Source organism: Pseudomonas sp. SWI36 (genome assembly GCF_002948105.1).
Taxonomy (GTDB): Bacteria; Pseudomonadota; Gammaproteobacteria; order Pseudomonadales; family Pseudomonadaceae; genus Aquipseudomonas; species Aquipseudomonas alloputida.
Genome location: NZ_CP026675.1, coordinates 5,893,016 through 5,909,579, shown reverse-complemented (window position 1 = coordinate 5,909,579; position 16,564 = coordinate 5,893,016). Strand labels below are relative to the sequence as shown.

The following is a 16,564-nucleotide window of genomic DNA, read 5'->3' as shown; positions in this document are numbered from 1 at the left end:
CGGCCTGACAGCCACTGCGCAAACACACGCGTGGTTCCGACATGACGGTGTTTTGTACGAAATGCCCTACTTCGTGCTTGACCTCGAGTTAGCTTAAGGTCTGATACTCCGGCGCTCTTCCAACCGAGCAAGGGCTTGTCGTGACCTCATCAAGCGCATTCCAGCTAAGCAACCCCGAAGGCCTCTACGACCCCAGTGGCAACGCCTACTCCCATGTCGCCGAAGTGCGCGCTGACAGCCGTCTGCTGTTCATCGCCGGTCAGGGTGGGGAGGATAGCCAGGGCCAGTTGTCACCCGTGTTCGCCGAACAGGCCCGGCAGGCGCTGGCCAACCTGGAGCGGGCCCTGGCGTCGAAAGGTGCCAGCCTGGCCCAGGTGTTCAAGCTGACCCTGCTGATTGTCGAGCACTCCGAAGCGCGCCTGCACCAATGGGTGGCCGAGGCCGACAGGGCCTGGGGGGCGCACATGAAACCGACCTGCACGCTGATACCGGTGCCCCGGCTGGCGCTGGACGGCATGCTGGTGGAGATCGAAGCAGTAGCCGCCGTCTTGCTCAAAACCTGAAAAGCCGGCGCGGTCGCCCGTAGGTGCGGGTTTACCCGCGAACACCGGCGTAGCCGGTGCCATAAGGCAGTGCCCTGTTAGTTTTACCAGTTGTTTTATCTCCATCAGCGCCTAAGATTCAGAGCGACATGCGGGAGCTAACAGATGGTCGACTCTGACAAAACTACGCACTTTTTCTTGCAACAGGGTAAAGTTCATACAGCTTTATCGGGTACATCAGCCATGGTGTGCGTTAGAGCGCAACCAGAGATAGTAGCCGAAACGCGGCTAGAGCAAGAATCTACACGCACGGCGTTATTGGCTACAGACGGAGTGCAGACCGTGGTCGTGGTCAAGTCTCAGGCGCAGGGGGAGTCGGTTGCCTACAATGCTTATGGCTATCACACCCCCCATGACATTCCTCCGCACCGGCCAGCATTCAATGGTCACTTGCTGGTGAACAGCCAGTATTTACTCGGTAATGGCTATCGCAGCTATAACCCTGCCTTGATGCGTTTTCACAGTCCGGACAGTTTCAGCCCCTTTGGCGCAGGTGGATTGAACTGTTATGCCTACTGTATGGACGACCCGGTCAACTTCAGTGACCCCGATGGGCATTCACCAAGATTGAGGTCAAACAGCCTGCCCGGGCTCAAGTCAGAGGCGAAGATGAATCGCATTGTGTCGGGGAGGGTTGAAAAAAGGCCAAGACGTAGTAGCGAAGGCTATTACATGTCGTCATCGCTCATGGATGAAACAGTGCAAGACATATTGAATGGGCAGCCGGGTTGGAACACCTCAGGCGCACCCGTACAAGGCAGCCTGCAGCGTGGTCAGGCATCAAGCTCTGGTCAGGTAAAGTCATCCTCGATGGCTGGTATGAGAGCAGGAAAAGGCACGGTGGCTTCGGACTCCTGGATCTATAGGCGCCAGAAGCTTGATAACACCGATATTGAAGAACTTAGGAGCTTCAATGCTGAGAGTAGGCATGTTTTTTTGGGTTTGGATCTAGAGAAGTCTCGTGAGCTGCGAACCATTACGATCGATGCTATGGCTGCAGGGATTAATGTGCGGAGAGCGCTTAAGGATAGTAAAATTCAGCCGACGCATTCAGCTGTTGTTAGGGTTGCAGATACTGTTTCACATGCTCTCAAAAGAATTCGTAGTAAGAGGGAGTCTACCAGTTGGCGCTCTGATTAATGTCGTAGTGGTCTGCGTGTCTGATTACTCTATTGCAGCAGTAGGGGGGCGTATGTCTACGTTTAGTCAGGTTTCAGACAGCCCGCAGAGCGAATTGGTGTGTGGGCGGGGCCATGCATAGGATCGCGAAAGTTTTAGGTACGCGCTGTACCGGTGGAAGCAACTGTCTTGCTCAAAACCTGAAAAGCCAGCGCGGTCGCCCGTAGGACCGGCTTTACCCGCGAACACCGGCGTAGCCGGTGCCATCCTCCACGGTGGATTCTTCCTTGTATATCGGTGCCGGTCCTGACTAAATGCCGCTATAACAACAATCCCACTCAGAGGTGACCACACCATGAGTACAGGCACGACCACGCTTACTGACCGCAAGACCAGCGCCTGGCTTTGGCCTGCCCTTTTCAGCCTGGTGGCGTTTGCCGCCAACTCGGTGTTCTGCCGGCTGGCGCTGAAAGACGGGGCCATCGACCCGGTATCCTTCACCATGGTACGCCTGGCCAGTGGCGCGCTGTTTCTGCTGTTGCTGATTCGCCTGCGCAAGCCGGTGCAGGCCATGGGTGGCAGTTGGTGGGGCGGCCTGGCCCTGTTCCTGTACGCGTTCCTGTTTTCTGCGGCGTACCTGCAACTGGGCGCAGGTGCAGGGGCGTTGTTGCTGTTCGGTGCCGTGCAGATCACCATGTTCGGCTTCGCGTGGTACAGGGGCGAACAGATCACTGTACGCATGCTGCTGGGCATGCTGATTGCCTTTGCCGGCCTGCTGGTGCTGCTGTTGCCCGGCGTGTCCGCGCCGCCGTTGGCCAGTGCCTTGCTGATGGCCCTGTCCGGTGTGGCCTGGGGGGTGTATACGCTACTGGGCAAAGGCTCGCCCAGGCCGCTGGCCGACACTGCCGGCAATTTTGCCCGCAGCTTGCCGTGCCTGGTGCTGCTGCTACCGATGCTGTTGCTGGGTGCCGGCCCGCACCTCACGCCACTTGGCTTGTTGTATGCCTTGGGTTCCGGTGTGCTGGCTTCTGGCGCAGGCTATGCCGTTTGGTATGGCGTGGTCAGGCAGATCAGTGCGCAACAGGCGGCTACCCTGCAACTGAGTGTGCCGGTGATTGCCGCCCTGGGCGGGGTTGCCCTGATTGGCGAACCGGTGTCGTTGCGTTTGTTGATCGCCTGTGTGGTGGTGTTGGGCGGTATTGCCCTGGCGCTGGCGCCGCGCCGTTAAAAAAAGCTGCGCTGGGCCTTGAGTGTGACCACGCTGTCGCAATAGGTATTGATGCCCGAGTAGGCATCGCAGCTCGCGCCGCTCAGGCTGGAGTTGCTGTAGATCAGGTTCAGGTCGATGCCCAGCCAGGGCCGCGACAGCTCCAGTGACCAATCGGAAAAGGTATTCACCTGGCTGCCATCGCCAATGGTGAACGGCGTGCCCAGGCGGTGGTGGGCGAGCTTGACGGTGAAGTCGACGTCGAACATCGGCAGATGGCCGAAGTCGGCGAATAGCGTGCCCGTGCGGTTGTCGGGGTTGTCGCGCAGCGCCCCGCCGAAGCGGCTGCCCAGCACCGAAATCCCCCCATACAGGGCGTAGCTGTCGGGGCCTGCGATATTGGGCTGACTGTAATGGATCAACCCTACCTCATAGCCCAGGCTGCTGTCGAAATGGTGCTTGTAGCCCAGGTAGCTGTCCAGGCGCAGGGTCGAGTCGGGGGTGACGCCCATGCTTGGGGCGTACTGGCCCAGGTACCAGCCATTGGGGTGGCTGAGGTCGAGCCCGCCATGGAATGCGCCAACGGCACTGGGTGAGATAAGCCCTTGCGCCATGCTGCGTGAGGGGGTGGTGCCGAGTGTGAAGTCGAAATCGCCCAGTTGGCGTTTCATCTGCTGGGCTTGCGACGCGGGGCTTAAAAGCAGTGCAGCACTCAGCAACAGAAGGGGCCTGATCATGGTCTCCGTCCTGGAAGGCTTGCGGTTGAGCGGTAGAGGATACCTGCGCAAGTGGAGGGAGGGAACCGCCGGCTAGCCCGTTCAGCCTTTGGTTGAAGGTTCAGCGTCGGCAGCTTCGGTCACGGCAGGCAGGTTACCGGCACGCAGGATGACCCGCCGTTGCTGCTCGTAATTGTCCAGCGACAGGCCGCGGCGCTGTAAGGCTTCCAGTTGCAACTGGCGGGTTTCCTCGGCGGTGTACGGGCGCAGTTCAGGGTGGCTGGCACAGCCGCTGATCACGGCGATGGCAAAAGCGACAAGGGTGGCGGACAGCTGGCGGGCCAAGGTATTCATCGGTTAGCTCCAGGGCAGTCTAGGAAGCAGCGTGGGGATGGCGCTAGGTTATGCGGCCACAGTGTTCGGTAGAAATTGCCCTGCTCGATAGTGACTATCGACGGTTCCGGCGAAGCCCACCTATAGACTCGAACGCATCAACCATCCCACCGTTGAAGCGCGAAAAGTTTGCGTCGCCTCGTCTGGTCAAAAGCACCGCCATTGCTACCCTTAACCCACGCGGTCTGACCTTGTGGGGATAAGCGATGCGCATGCCATTGTTTGCTGTCCTGTCGGCACTGCTTTGCCTGAGCGCTGCCCCGGGCCTGGTGCTGGCCGAAGACGTGCCCGCGCCGGATCCGGCGCCATCCGCTGCCACGCCCGTGGCCAAGGACCCGGTGTTCTCCCAGGAGCAACTGGACCAGATGCTGGCCCCCATTGCCTTGTACCCTGATCAGTTGCTGGCTCAGGTGCTGATGGCGTCAACCTACCCGGGGCAGGTCAATGAGGCCGTGACCTGGTCCAAGGCCAACCCCAAGGCCACCGGTGACGATGCAGTCAGGCAAGTGGCCAAGCAGCCCTGGGACCCTAGCGTACAGGCACTGGTGGCCTTCCCGCAGGTGCTGGCAACGCTTGGCCAGGACCCGGTCTGGGTGCAGCGCCTGGGCGATGCTTTCCTCGCTCAGTCCGATGATGTCATGGGCAGCGTGCAGCGTTTGCGCCACCAGGCGCAGGCTGCCGGCAATCTGCAGAGCAGCCAGTACCAGAACGTAACCGTGCAGACCGCACCTGCGCCAGCCGCCAGCGGCAGTAGCACCCAAGGGGCAGCGGCCAGCAGCCCGCCCACCACCATCGTCATCGAGCCGGCCGACCCGCAAGTGGTGTATGTGCCTAGCTATAACCCGACCACCACCTATGGCACCTGGGCCTACCCTGCCTCGCCCCCGGTGTATTACCCGCCGCCGCCCATGTACTACCCCGGTTCCGCGCTGGTGGCCGGCCTGGCCTTCGGTACCGGCGTGGCAATTGTCGCCTCGCTGTGGGGCGATTGCGACTGGGACAACAATGACATCGACATTGACGTCAACCGCTACAACAACCTCAACGTCAACAACCGCATCACCAACAACCAGAACAAATGGCAGCACAATGCCGCCAACCGCGACGGGGTGCCATACCGCGATTCTCGCAGCCGTCAGCAGTACGGCCGCCAGCTGGACGGTGCCACTCAGCGCACCGCGTTCCGCGGCGACGACGCCCAACGGGCCCAGGCCCGAGACAAAGCCAGGGCATCGATGGACCGCGCAGGTATCGAACGGCCGGCTACCAGTAACCGTCAGGCCCGCGAGCAAATGCGCGAGGCCAAGGCAGGCAATCCTGACGGCAACCGCATGCCGTCCCGTGATGATGGCGCGCGGGCGACTGACCGTCGGCAGGAAACCCGCAACGTCCAAGGCCGCCAGCAGAACGGCAACCTGGCCAATCAACGGCGGCAGGGCGACGGCCAGGCGCGGCCGCTGGCGCAGAGCCGTCCTGCCAATACGGCAGGCCGTGCCCGCAACAATGCTTTCGACGGCGTGCGCTCACCGTCGCGCACCAGCGCGCAGGCCAACCGCGGCCGTACCAGCCAGTCGTTCGCTCAGCGGCCTGGTGCGTCGCGTGCCGCCGGGCACCCGATCTCCCGGCCCAGTGCGCCCGCGCGTCGCGGCGCAGGAGGCCGTCGATGAAGCGCCCGACACTCGCTGCATTGCTGCTGACGGCAGGTCTGGCCTGGTCGTTCATGGCCGCTGCCCAGCAAGCCTTCCCAACGCCGGAGAAGGCCGTGGAAGCCTTTGTCGCGGCGCTGGGCCAGGAAAAACCTGATGAAGCCCGCCTGGCCCAGTTGCTGGGCGATGACTGGCGCACCTACATACCGCGCGGTGGTGTGCAACGCAGCGATGTGGATACCTTTCTCGAGCAGTATCGCGCACAGCACAGCATCGACATGTCAGGCGAGGGCAAGGCCATCCTGGCAGTGGGCACCGGCCACTGGACCTTGCCCATACCGCTGACCAGAACCAGCCAGGGCTGGCGCTTCGACCTCAAGGCGGGCAGTGCCGAAATCCGCGCCCGTCGTATCGGGCGCAACGAGCTGGGTGTTCTGCAGTCGCTGCTGGCCTATCACGATGCGCAAATGGACTACGCCACCCAGGACCATAACGGCAATGGTGCGCTGGAGTACGCACAGAAGATTTTCAGCGAGCCGGGCAAGCATGACGGGCTGTATTGGGATGACGATGGCGACGGTGACGTCAGCCCGTTGGGCCCGCTGTTCGGCCAGGATGTGGTCGGTGACGCCTGGTATGGCTACCACTTCCGCATCCTGGACGCACAGGGCCCATCCGCCCCGGGCGGTGCCTACAGCTACCTGATCGGCAACCAGATGAGCCGTGGCTTCGCCATGGTCGCCTGGCCGGCCAGGTACGACGACACCGGGGTGATGAGCTTCATGATCAGCCATGACGGCCAAGTGTTCGAGAAAGACCTCGGGCCGCATGGCGACAGGCTGGCGAAGGAGATGAAACGCTTTGACCCGGACGACAGCTGGAAAGTGGTGGATGTGGTGGCGGGGGATTGAGCCCGCCAAGCCAACGCGACGGTGCCCCTGTGGAAGCGGGCCATTTTCCGTTGTTGTGATCAGTGCGCACGCGTAGCCCGCACCTCGCTCGCCGTGCACCCATACTGCTGGCGAAATGCCCGGGTGAACTGCGCCTGATCGGCAAAGCCCCAGCGAAATGCCAGTTCGCCGATCGCCAGGTGGCAATGCGGGTCAAGCAGTTGCCGGTGCACGGCCTCCAGGCGTTGACGGCGTACCCACTCGCCAAGGGTGTAGGGCGTGATCGCGAACAACTTGTGCAGATAACGCAGCGACAGCCCACAGGCGCTGGCGATGGTTTGTGGCGACAGCTCGGGGTCACCCAGGTTTTGCTGCACGTACTGCTCGACCCGCGTCAGGTGCAGGGTGCTGAGGTTGCTGCCTTCGCTGCCCAGCACGCGCTCATCCTGTTGCAAGGCCAGCAGCAGGGTGGCGGAGGCCTGTTCCAGCAGTAGATGCCGGGCTGCCGGGGGGCTGGTGTCGAAATGGCGGGCACACAGGTCGAGTTGCTCGACGAAGATGCGCCCCAGGCCCTGACGGGCATCGAAGCAATGCCGGGTATAGCGCTTGTGCCCCAGCAGGTTGGCTTTGAGCGCACGCTCGGGCAGCTTGAGCACCCACAAGTCGTTCTGCGTGCCGTAGTGGAAGCGGTAGGGTGCATCGCCGCGCTCGACGATGAAACCGCCCGGGCTGCAACTGATCTGGTGGCCGTCCTGTTCGAAGTGCACCTCGCTGCCATGCGGTACGGTCACCAGGTAGAACGCTTCATGGTCCTGGCCGATATGCGCGTTGCTGCGCGAGTAACCCAGCTGGCTGGACCGCAGGCGCGACAGGCTGAGCGGCGTGCTCGGCGTACTCCAGCGCTGCAGGTGGCCATCGAATGGCTGTCCGGCAGCAAATTCAAGGCTCAGTGGGAAATAGGTGTCACTGATGGCTTCGGCCCAGCGTGCCTGGCGTTCAGGCTGTGGCCAGCCGTGGGTCGAGAGTTCTGTGGGCATGGTGGGTCCTTTTTCAAAGAGGGCAGCATTGAAAAAAGGAACTGCAGGCAAGCTACTCAAGCAGCTCTTGTTATTGTAAAAACCGCCCGGCAGCGCAAAACTGCCGGGCGGTTGTCAGGCCCATGATCGGCGCGCGCCGACCGCAAGATCAACCCCCGCGTGTCACTCGGTAGGTGGCCGAAGGCTCCAGGCGAGCTTGCCAGCCGGGTGGCAGGACAATGTTGGTGGTGTCTTCCTCGATCACACAGGGGCCATGCACGGTCTGCCCTGGCAACAGGTGGTTGCCGTTGAACACCGGTGTGGGCTGCCATTCACCGTCGGCACTGAACAGCATCGGGCGGACGGATTGCGCGGCGGGGGCGGGGGGCTCGGCCGGCCCCTGCAGCTCGGGTTGCGGCGGGCGTGGCAGGTGGCCGATCACCGAGCACTCCAGGTTCACCAGCTCCACCGGGCTGTCGGGTTCGCTGTACGAGTACAGGGTCTGGTGGCGGCTGTGGAAGCGGCTGACCAGCGCGGTCAGCCCTGCCTCGTCCAGGCTGTGCTGCTGCAGGTCCACACTGCACTCATGAATTTGCCCCAGGTAGCGCATCTCCAGGGTGTAGTGGCAGCTGCTGGCCTGGTCGCCAAAACCGTCTTCGCGCAGGTTGGCCAGGCCTTGCTCACGCAGTTCGGTGAGGGTCTGGTTGAGTTGCGCCAGGTCGACGTGCCCGGCGTCCAGGCGCATCGACAGGCTGGTGAGCTGGTCGTAGCGCACGTCGGACAGGATCTGGCCGAACGCACACAAGCCCGAGGCCACCTTGGGGATCAGCACGGTGTGCATGCCGATTTCTTCGGCCAGGCGCACCACGTGCATGCCCGCTGCGCCGCCTGCGCCGATCAGGGCGAAGTCACGCGGGTCGTGACCGCGCTCGATCGATACGCGGCGGATGCCGTTGACCATGTTCAGGTTGACCAGGGTGGTGATGCCGAATGCCGCGCGTTCCACACTGATGCCCAACGGTTCGGCGATCGTGCTCCGGATGGCGTCCAGCGCGGCCTGGCGGTTCAGGCGGATACTGCCGCCCAGCAGTGCGCCGTCGGGCAGGTAGCCAAGTGCCAGGTTGGCGTCGGTGACCGTGGGTTCGTGGCCACCCTTGCCGTAGCACACCGGCCCAGGCATGGCGCCGGCGCTGCGCGGTCCGACCTGGAGCATGCCAAACTCGTCCAGGTGGGCGATGGAGCCACCGCCGGCACCCAGGGTCTCCACCTGGATCATCGGCACGCCGATGCGCTGGCGCAGGAAGTCCACGTCCTTGCTGAAGTTGGTGCGTCCGGCGTTGGTCAGGGTGATGTCGAACGAGGTGCCGCCCATGTCCACGGTAATGACGTTGTCGATACCGAACGGCCTCGCTACCGCCAACCCGGCTTGTGGTGCCGAGGCCGGACCGGAGTTGATCGCGTTGACGGCGCGCTCACGCATCAGGTGCCCGGGCGCCAACCCGCCGTTGGACTGGAAGTAGCGTACTGGCTGCTGTGCGCCAAGCTCCTGGAACAGGCTGTCGATGCGCGCCACGTAACGTGCCATTACCGGGCTGAGGTAGGCGTTGACCACGGTGGTGGAGGTGCGGGTGTATTCGCGGATCTGCGGGAACACCTCGCAGCCGGTGCAGACGAATACCTCGGGCAGGGCAGCCCTTACCAGTTCGGCGGCCCGCTGTTCGTGGCTGGGGTTGCGTACCGACCACAGGAAGGAAATGGCCACGGCCTGCACGCCTTCGGCACGGAAGTAGTCGATGGCGGCATGGATGGCGGCTTCGTCCAGCGGGCTGTGCTCACGGCCATCGCCAAGGATTCGGCCACCGATCGGGCGGCGCAGGTGGCGTGGGGCAAGCATGTGTGCCGGCGGGTAGTGGGCGTCGTAGCGGTGGCCTTCTTCCTTGTGGCCCAGGCGGATTTCCAGGCTGTCCTCGTGCCCCTCGGTGCACAGCAGGCCCACCTTGACCCCGGTGCGCTCGATCAGCGCGTTGAGGGCCACGGTGGTGCCGTTGATGCACAGGTCACAGTTGGCGATCAGTTCGGCCGGGCTGCGCCCGGTGGCGTCGGCGATCTGTGCCAGGCCGGCGCGAATGGCCAGGGTGCCGTCCTGGGGCGTGGACGGGGCCTTGAACAGCTGCACGCCGCCGTCGCGATCGGCCAGGATGAAATCGGTGAAAGTGCCGCCGGCGTCTACGCCCAGGCGATATTGGTTACGCATGCGTGTTCTCCGGTTAGCGCGGGGCGCGGGCAAGGCGGGTGGCTGTTTCGTCCAGTTGGCCATCGGCATCGAGGACCACGCCATATTCCAGGGCTGCGCCTTGTGGCGAGACCAGGCCGTTGCGCACGTCCTCCAGTACTGCTGCGACCCGACGGCGCAGCGGGTCGCCGTAGCCACCACCCCCTGGGTTGATGTTGATGATGCGTTCGCCGGGCTGCAGGGTGAGCATGGGGTTCTGTGTGTAGTGGTCTTCGCGGCCATCGGCGTGGCGATGGATCAGCCGGCCCAGTTTGGGCTCGAGCAGGGCATTGCGAGCCCCGGCGGCACCGGCGGTGGGCAACTGGCGGCCCTCGCCGAAGCCGACCACGGTCATGGCGTGGTCCAGCGGTTCGATCTCCAGGCGGGTGCCCGAACCACCGCGCAATTCACCGGCGCCACCACTGTCGGCCATCAGGCTGTAGCGGTGGATCAGCACCGGATACGCGTGTTCGAGCAGCTCGATGTCACCGCTCATCAGGGCCCCGAAGCAGCACAGCGGGCCGCAGGCGTGCCAGCCATCCATCACCTTGTTGGCACCGGCTCCGGAAATGATCGAGGCCAGCACCATCGTCACGTACTCGCTATTGCCGTTGCGCGGGTCGCGGCCGGCAATGTTGATGCCGCTGGTATGCCCCCAGGAGGCCGTAACCCGCTGTGGCGAGGCCTGTTCCAGCGCAGTGCGCACGGCATCGGCGAGGGTTTCCATCGGCGTGGTGGTGCAATTGACGTGGGGCGCGGGTTCCTCGGCATTGCACAGCGTACCCCTGGGGCCGACATCGACCGTTACGCAGCGATACAGGCCTTCGTTGTAAGGCGGCGCCACCTGGGCGAACATCATCAGCCCCAGGTACACCCCGGATACCGAGTTGCCCTCATAGGAATTGATGAAGTACGGCACCTGCGGCGGGCTTTCGATGCGTACATGGGCCTGGTCGCCACGGATCTGCACATGGGCGGTGATGGCCAGTTCACCCAGGCCGTGGCCGGCATCTTCGAGCACGGCGGTGCCGCTGTAGTCACCATCCGGCACATCGCGCAACAGCGCCCGCATGTGTCGGTCGGCCATGTTCTTCAGCTCGGCGATGCAGGCACGCACCTGTGCCACGCCGTATTTGTCCAGCAGCTCCAGCAAGTGCCGCTCGCCGACCTTGCAGGCGCCATACTGGGCATTGAGGTCACCTTCCTGATAGGGGCGGGCGCGCATGTTGGTGAGCATGAAGTTGATCACGTCCTCACGACGCTTGCCCTTTTCCCACAGCTTGACCGGTGGAATGCGCAGGCCCTCGGCGTAGATCTCCTTGGCATCGGGGTTGTAGCCCGCCGGCACCGGGCCGCCGATGTCGGTCAGGTGGCCCTTGCAAACGGTCCAGAACACCAGTTCGCCTTGGTAATACACCGGTTTGTACATGCAGCAGTCGAGAATATGGCTGCCCTTGTAGGCGGGGTCGTTGTGGTAGATCACGTCGCCTTCGGCGATGTCGTCGCCGAAGAACTCGGCCACGCACTTCATGGCCGGGATCAGCGAGCCCAGGTGGATGGGAATGTCCTGGCCCTGCAGGATCATTTCCGGCAAGTGGTCGAACAGCGAGTTGGAATAGTCGTGGGCCAGGTTGAACACACTGGAGCGCCCGGTCTTTTCCAGGGTCAGGGTCATTTCGCGTTGCGCTGTCTCCAGCGCACCCCGGACAACCGCAAGGGTGATCGGATCTACTGTCTGCATAGGTCACCAACGTTTGTTCTTGTGCTTTTTGGGTGCGTGCCGCAGCGGGGCGGCGCGTGGTGACAGGCTAAGGGGCGGGGTGGGGGGAAGGCTTGTCGCTGGGTGTACCGGTTGTTGTGTCTGGGCGCACTTCAAGTTCGGGCAGGCGACACAACTATTGCCCCAACATCTGTCGCACCAGCCATTGCCCGGCCGGCCCCAAGGCACGCCGGCTCGACCAGGCCACATCCATATCCACCCGCCGGGGGTAACCCGCTATCTGCAACTCCACCAGCTCGTTGCCAAACCGTTTAACCAGTGCCCTGGGCAGTTCGGCCCAGCCAAACCCGCGCACGGCGAACTCCAGCAGGGTCAGGTAATCCGGTGCCGACCACGCTTGGCCACGGCCATGGTGCAGGCTGGGGGCATAGGTCTTGATATACAGCTGTCGGGCGTTCTCCAGATGCTGCGCCTGTACCTGCGCCAGGCTCGCCAGCGGATGCTCGCTGGCGACATATACGCCGAACTCTGCCTGCTCCGGCAAGCGCGCCACGGCCACGTCGGCGGGGTAGCCGGGCTGTGTGGCAAGGATGCCGACATGGGCCAGGCCCTGCTGGACCATCTCGATCACATCAGCGTCCTCCGCCGGGCCGCAGCGTAGCTCGGTATGGGGGTAGTGCTGGGCGAAACGAGTCATCACCGCCCCTTGGAACGTTACGCTGTAGCTGTCCGACATCACCACAGATACCAGCGCCTCTACATTTTGCGCCAGTCGCACTGCCAGCGCATCGAGCTGGGCGCTGGCATCGAGAATCGCCTCGACATGGCTCAGCACCTGCCTGCCTGCTTCATTGAGCGTGGGGTGGCGGCCATTGCGGTCAAATAGCGGACAGCCAATATCGGCCTCGAAATTGGCGATGGCGATGCTGACAGTGGACTGGCTTTTGCGCAGCTTGCGCGCCGCCGCAGAAAACGAACCTAGCGAGGCGGCTTCGGTAAAGGCGACCAGAGCTTCGGGAGAGTAACGCATGGTATTGATAAAACCGATGGTAGCTATATCGCGAGTATCAGTTCTATCAAAGAGAATGGGAAGCACGACTCACGCAATGGATGGGATTTGCAATGAAAAACGTGTCTTTCACCGAACGCCTGGTCCACGCCGTTGGCTATGAAGTTTTTGCGGTACTGCTGTGTGCGCCGCTGCTGTCCTGGATCATGGGCAAGTCGTTGGCAACGGCGGGCGCGCTGGCGGTGACCCTGTCGGTGATCGCCATGCTGTGGAACATGGTCTACAACGCACTGGTCGATCGCTGGGTGCAAACCGAACGCATCAACTGGAAGGCCAGTACGCGTTTCGTGCACGGTCTTGGCTTCGAAGCCGGCCTGGTGGTGTGGTGCCTGCCGGTGGCGGCTTGGATGCTGGAGGTTTCGCTGCTGCAGGCGTTCATGGTGGAGCTGGGCTTCTTCGTGATCATCCTGCCCTACACCGTGGTGTACAACTGGGCGTTCGACAAAGCCCGGCACCTGCTGGTACAGCGGCGCCTGGCATGATTCGGCCACCCGGCGCGGTTCATTGATCAGGGGGGACACAGGTCGGTGGTTGAGCACAGGCCGTCGTGTAGGAGCGGGTTCACCCGCGAAAGGGCCGGCCCTGCTGGCCAATTTCCACCCGCAGTTCACCGTTGCCGCCACTACCGTATTCGCGGGTAAACCCGCTCCTACCACGGTGGTGGTCACACGTCGGGGATTGGGCGCAGGCCGTCGTGTAGGAGCGGGTTCACCCGCGAAAGGGCCGGCCCTGCTGGCCAATTTCACCAGCCGTTCACCGTTGCCGCCGCTACCGTATTCGCGGGTAAACCCGCTCCTACCACGGTGGTGAACACACATCGTGGGTTATGCACAGGCCGTCGTAGGAGCGGGTTCACCCGCGAAAGGGCCGGCCCTGCTGGCCAATTTCCACCCGCCGTTCACCGTTGCCGACGCCACCGTATTCGCGGGTAAACCCGCACCTCAAGGTGGCTGCGAAAACCCAAGAAAAACGGGGCATGCCATTGCTGGCATGCCCCGTTTTCATACAGCTGATGCGTCTCAGGCGACCTTGACGATCCAGCCTGCCGGTGCCTCTACATCGCCGCTCTGGATACCGGTCAGCTCGTTGTAGAGCTTCTGGGTAACCGGGCCGACCTTTTCCAGATCGTGGAACACGTGCAGCTTGCCGTTGTACTCGATGCCGCCGATCGGGGTGATCACGGCTGCGGTGCCGCAGGCACCGGCTTCGACGAAGCGGTCCAGCTTGCTGATCTCGACATCGCCTTCGATCACGGTCAGGCCCAGACGCGATTGCGCCAGTTCCATCAGCGAGAGGCGGGTGATGCCTGGCAGTACCGAGGCCGATTTCGGGGTGACGAACTCGTTGTTGGCGGTGATGCCGAAGAAGTTGGCCGAACCGACTTCCTCGATCTTGGTGTGGGTCAGCGGGTCGAGGTAGATGGCGTCGGCGAAGTTGGCCTTCTTCGCTTCAGCACCCGGCTGCAGGCTGGCAGCGTAGTTGCCACCGACCTTGGCCGCGCCGGTGCCCTGTGGGGCAGCACGGTCGAAGCTGGAAATCTGGAAGTTGTGCGGCTTCATGCCGCCCTTGAAGTACGAACCAACCGGGATGGCGAACACCGAGAAGATGAACTCGGGGGCGGTGCGCACGCCAATGTTGTCGCCGGTGCCGATCACGAACGGGCGCAGGTACAGGGCGCCTTTGCCGTGCGGTGGCACGAACTTTTCATTCGCCTTGACCACTTGCTTGCACGCTTCGATGAACACATCGGTCGGCACGTGCGGCATCAGCAGGCGTGCGCAGCTGCGCTGCATGCGGGCCGCGTTCTGGTCCGGGCGGAACAGGTTGATCGAGCCGTCCTTGCAACGGTAGGCCTTCAGGCCTTCGAAGCACTGCTGGCCGTAGTGCAGGGCCGTGGAGCCTTCACTGATGTGCAGTACGTTGTCTTCGGTCAGGGTGCCCTTGTCCCACTCGCCATTGCGCCATACGGACAGGTAGCGTTTGTCGGTCTTGATGTAGTCGAAACCCAGCTTGTCCCAATTAATGCTTTCGTTGCTCATGACACCCTCATTGTCTTGCAAGTGCCCGATCGCTCGGGCTGCTGTTATATGCGCACCATGCCACCTTAAACCATCCTTGGCGGATCGGGAACGGCCAGTCACGAATTGATAGGCTGCGATGCTTTTTTTTCGGTGTCTACAACAGCAAGTACTCATCCAGCGCCAGGTTTTCCAGCAATACCGCATCATGGGACGCCACTATCAGCGCCCCGCGAAACTGCCCAAGCATACCTTCCAGCGCCGTCAGCGATGGCAGGTCAAGGTGGTTGCCGGGTTCGTCCAGCAGCAACAGATCGAGCGGCCGTTCGCGGTACAGCACGGCGGCCAGCGCCGCCTTCATACGCTCGCCGCCGCTCAGCAGGCTACTGGGCAGTTCGATACGGGCCGCATCCAGGCCCAGTTGCGCCAGGCGGCTGCGCAATTTTCCCTGGGCCAGCGTCGGGTTGGCTTAGCGCAGGTGTTCGAGCACGCTGCGGTTGCCTGCCAGTGTGCTGCAGTGCTGGTCGAGTAGGGCGGTCTCGCCACTGAGGCGCACATTGTCGGGCGATGCTGGCAATTCCCCATTCAGCAGCCTGAGCAGGGTGGACTTGCCACTGCCATTGGCGCCGATCAGCCCTACGCGTTGGCCCAGGCACAAGCGCAGGTCAAGCGCTTTGCGGGTGCCATGCGGCAAGCAAAGTGCCTGCAAGGCCAACACTTCACGGCCCGGATGACGCTGAGGTGTGGGCGCTTGCAAGGTAATAGCGCTGTCTTGCTCCACCTCGCGGGCGGCGTCACGTACTTTGCCCACTAGCGTTTGCCGAGCTTCGCGATGGTCGCGGCGCTGCTTGCCAGCAGTGGCCTGGCTGCGCTCCTGCTTGCGGTCGACCAGAATCTTGGCCTGGTTGGCGTGCTTGGCTTGGCGCCCGGCTCGGGCTTGATGGCGCTCCAGGTCTTCGCGTTGGCGCTGCAGTTCACGGGCCTGGCGTTGCTGCTCCTGCTTCAGCCGGGCAAGTTGCTGCTGGGCCTGCGCCGTCTGGTTGGCTTTTTGCGCACTATAGAGGCTGTAGTTGCCACCATAGGCCTGCAAGCCCAGGCTGGATAATTCGACAATGCGTGCCATGTGCGCCAGTAGGCTGCGGTCGTGGCTGATCACCAGCAAGCCACGGTCCCAGGCTTCGATCATGCTCAGCAGCTGGGCTCGGGCGTTGCTGTCCAGGTGATTGCTTGGCTCGTCGAGGATCAGGTAATCGGCATCGCTGAGCCACGCGCCAATCAATGCCACGCGCATGGCTTGGCCACCGCTCAGGGTTCGTGCGGGCTGGCGCCAGTCGAGTTGACCCAGGCCATTGCCCTGAAGCTGTAGCTGCAATTGCTCGCGCATATCCCAGCGCTCGCCAACGGTGTCGAAATCCTGGGGCTTGATGCTGCCTTGCTCGATGCGCTCCAGCGCCGCAATCACCGGCCCCACTTGGGCCAGGTCGGCCAGCGTGGCGCTGCGCGCGATGACTTGCTGGTCCAGCAAATGGACAGGCCCGAGGCGCCGACAATGGCCGCTGCTCGGTTCACGCCGGCCGGCAAGAATCTGCCCTAGCAGGCTTTTGCCCACGCCATTGCGCCCGACCAGGCCGGTGCGGCGTTGGTCGAAGGTTTCGTTGAGGTTGCTAAACAGCGGCCTGCCATCAGGCAAGGCCAAGGAGACGCTGTCCAGCGTCAGAATCGACGTGTTCGTCATGCACAACTCCACAAATGCCGCGACATCTCCGGAACGAACCGGAGGCTGAAGACTGGCCGTCGAACGGACGGCGGCATCAATGGCGCATTGGACGAACACCTCGTCATTTAGAGAATGCGTAGCCTAACGGACCGTCTGGGGCCGGGTAAAGCACCGGCTGC

General features: G+C 62.9%; 13 protein-coding genes and 1 pseudogene. 6 read left to right on the top strand and 8 right to left on the bottom strand.

What is annotated here, in order from left to right; genetic code table 11:
- Nucleotides 1–140: 140 nt before the first annotated feature.
- From C4Q27_RS28050 to C4Q27_RS28040, 3 genes are all read left to right on the top strand, one after another.
- A complete protein-coding gene (locus C4Q27_RS28050) occupies nucleotides 141–563 on the top strand; it encodes a RidA family protein (protein ID WP_064493375.1) in 423 nt (140 codons plus the stop codon).
- 144 nt (nucleotides 564–707) lie between these two features.
- A complete protein-coding gene (locus C4Q27_RS28045) occupies nucleotides 708–1,742 on the top strand; it encodes an RHS repeat-associated core domain-containing protein (RefSeq protein ID WP_104887744.1) in 1,035 nt (344 codons plus the stop codon).
- Nucleotides 1,743–2,076: 334 nt separating this feature from the next.
- A complete protein-coding gene (locus tag C4Q27_RS28040) occupies nucleotides 2,077–2,949 on the top strand; it encodes a DMT family transporter (protein ID WP_064493376.1) in 873 nt (290 codons plus the stop codon).
- On the opposite strand, the gene C4Q27_RS28035 is transcribed toward C4Q27_RS28040, so the two are convergent.
- Nucleotides 2,946–3,665 (bottom strand): TorF family putative porin, encoded by a 720-nt coding sequence (locus C4Q27_RS28035; protein WP_003247889.1) that lies wholly within the window; start codon nucleotides 3,663–3,665, stop codon nucleotides 2,946–2,948. The genes C4Q27_RS28040 and C4Q27_RS28035 overlap by 4 nt on opposite strands.
- An 81-nt stretch (nucleotides 3,666–3,746) precedes the next feature.
- Nucleotides 3,747–3,998 (bottom strand): hypothetical protein, encoded by a 252-nt coding sequence (locus C4Q27_RS28030; RefSeq protein WP_104887743.1) that lies wholly within the window; start codon nucleotides 3,996–3,998, stop codon nucleotides 3,747–3,749.
- 245 nt (nucleotides 3,999–4,243) lie between these two features.
- Between C4Q27_RS28030 and C4Q27_RS28025 the strand changes: the two genes are divergently transcribed.
- Nucleotides 4,244–5,704, top strand: a complete 1,461-nt coding sequence (locus C4Q27_RS28025) for a DUF3300 domain-containing protein (protein ID WP_104887742.1) — start codon at nucleotides 4,244–4,246, stop codon at nucleotides 5,702–5,704.
- A complete protein-coding gene (locus C4Q27_RS28020; protein ID WP_104887741.1) occupies nucleotides 5,701–6,594 on the top strand; it encodes a DUF2950 domain-containing protein in 894 nt (297 codons plus the stop codon). The genes C4Q27_RS28025 and C4Q27_RS28020 overlap by 4 nt, the downstream gene beginning before the upstream one ends.
- 59 nt (nucleotides 6,595–6,653) lie before the next feature.
- Here the strand turns inward: C4Q27_RS28020 and C4Q27_RS28015 are convergent, their stop codons facing one another.
- The 4 genes from C4Q27_RS28015 to C4Q27_RS28000 form a co-directional block, all read right to left on the bottom strand.
- A complete protein-coding gene (locus tag C4Q27_RS28015; RefSeq protein ID WP_003247896.1) occupies nucleotides 6,654–7,610 on the bottom strand; it encodes a helix-turn-helix domain-containing protein in 957 nt (318 codons plus the stop codon).
- Nucleotides 7,611–7,758: 148 nt separating this feature from the next.
- Nucleotides 7,759–9,843, bottom strand: coding sequence for a hydantoinase/oxoprolinase family protein (locus C4Q27_RS28010; RefSeq protein WP_104887740.1), 2,085 nt, complete (start codon nucleotides 9,841–9,843; stop codon nucleotides 7,759–7,761).
- A gap of 13 nt (nucleotides 9,844–9,856) precedes the next feature.
- Nucleotides 9,857–11,536 (bottom strand): hydantoinase B/oxoprolinase family protein, encoded by a 1,680-nt coding sequence (locus tag C4Q27_RS28005; protein ID WP_014860992.1) that lies wholly within the window; start codon nucleotides 11,534–11,536, stop codon nucleotides 9,857–9,859.
- A gap of 220 nt (nucleotides 11,537–11,756) precedes the next feature.
- Entirely contained in the window at nucleotides 11,757–12,611 is an 855-nt protein-coding gene (locus C4Q27_RS28000) for a LysR family transcriptional regulator (RefSeq protein WP_104887739.1), read from the bottom strand.
- Between the two features lie 92 nt (nucleotides 12,612–12,703).
- Between C4Q27_RS28000 and C4Q27_RS27995 the strand changes: the two genes are divergently transcribed.
- Nucleotides 12,704–13,132: a multidrug/biocide efflux PACE transporter gene (locus C4Q27_RS27995; protein WP_064493384.1), complete on the top strand. Its 429-nt coding sequence runs from the start codon at nucleotides 12,704–12,706 to the stop codon at nucleotides 13,130–13,132.
- A gap of 537 nt (nucleotides 13,133–13,669) precedes the next feature.
- Here the strand turns inward: C4Q27_RS27995 and C4Q27_RS27980 are convergent.
- Complete coding sequence (locus C4Q27_RS27980) at nucleotides 13,670–14,689, bottom strand: branched-chain amino acid aminotransferase (RefSeq protein WP_003247906.1); 1,020 nt, start codon at nucleotides 14,687–14,689, stop codon at nucleotides 13,670–13,672.
- A gap of 136 nt (nucleotides 14,690–14,825) precedes the next feature.
- A pseudogene (locus tag C4Q27_RS27975) lies at nucleotides 14,826–16,403 on the bottom strand (ATP-binding cassette domain-containing protein).
- Nucleotides 16,404–16,564 lie beyond the last annotated feature (161 nt).